The organism is Novacetimonas pomaceti, from assembly GCF_003207955.1.
Taxonomy (GTDB): Bacteria; Pseudomonadota; Alphaproteobacteria; order Acetobacterales; family Acetobacteraceae; genus Novacetimonas; species Novacetimonas pomaceti.
Map to the genome: position 1 here is coordinate 1 of NZ_NOXG01000103.1, position 993 is coordinate 993.

Annotated in this window: 1 protein-coding gene and 1 pseudogene; both read right to left on the reverse strand. The window is 49.7% G+C overall.

The features are described 5' to 3' along the window. Positions 1–345: hypothetical protein (locus CFR71_RS15825; protein WP_110532251.1), on the reverse strand; the 345-nt coding region annotated here is incomplete at its 3' end. Between the two features lie 453 nt (positions 346–798). After that, positions 799–993: pseudogene (locus tag CFR71_RS16755) on the reverse strand (hypothetical protein); the annotation flags it as partial.

A 993-nucleotide genomic window follows, 5' to 3' on the forward strand; every position in this document is an offset into this window, starting at 1 on the left:
GCCGGCGATTGCCATACCGACCTTTCCGGGCGAACGGTTCTGTTCGTTGCGGCTCTGCCAGGCCGCCCATACGCCGCCGATGAAGCAGATGAAGGCAGCGACATACATGCATGCTGCAGCGACAAAGCCGCCCGCTGTCAGCCCCTCCTGGGCGGTGGCCTGCATCTGGGCCCCGATACCGTTTGCGCTGCCGGTTGCGGATTGGGCCAGCGCATGGCTGGCAATGAGGATCGGGACGGCCAATGTGCCAAGTGCCGTGACGGCACGCTGGCTGTATCCGACCCGTTTGGTCAAGAGACGCGTCGATCGCCCCGTGTCGGGGATGCTTGTGCGAGAGAGGTTCATGGTCAAGGGCTCCGTTAAAGAGGGAGGCATGTCCCTCGGAGGAGTCTTCGGCCAGTAACATGCGACTGCGAATGTTTTTTCCGAAAAAATCTATCTTGTCGAACGGTACACTATGACTTTGGTATAAAAATCCAGGACATATATCTTGATCCGGAACTGATCGGACCTTTAGTAATAAAAAAATACTTATTGTTTAATTTATGAAAAACATGAACAGAAAACGAAAGTAAGCGAGCAGATTTTAGGTATTACCGTGAATACGCCCTTATTTCTGCATGGACCTCAAATTTTATGGGTCTGTTATCCTAATCATAAACAGGTATCATACGATCAACCATTGATTGGAACGGACGATAAACTCTCAATTATCCTTGATAGGCATTTTAGAAATACCATAACCAAGAACGCCAATGATGATTGGCATGCCAATAAAGGCGAAGAACTGCATAAAGGTCATTCTCGAAGCCCTCCTAAAACGGCTTGTGCCCGCTGATGGAGAAAATACGCCATTCCCAGCCAGAAAGCGACTCCCAAGATAACGATATGAGTAGGAATGCGGTTGGCTGTCAGATTAAAAAATGACGCAGCCAAAGGAGATAGAACACCTAGCGAAAGGCAAGATCCTGCAGCGGTATTCAGCAGGTTTGC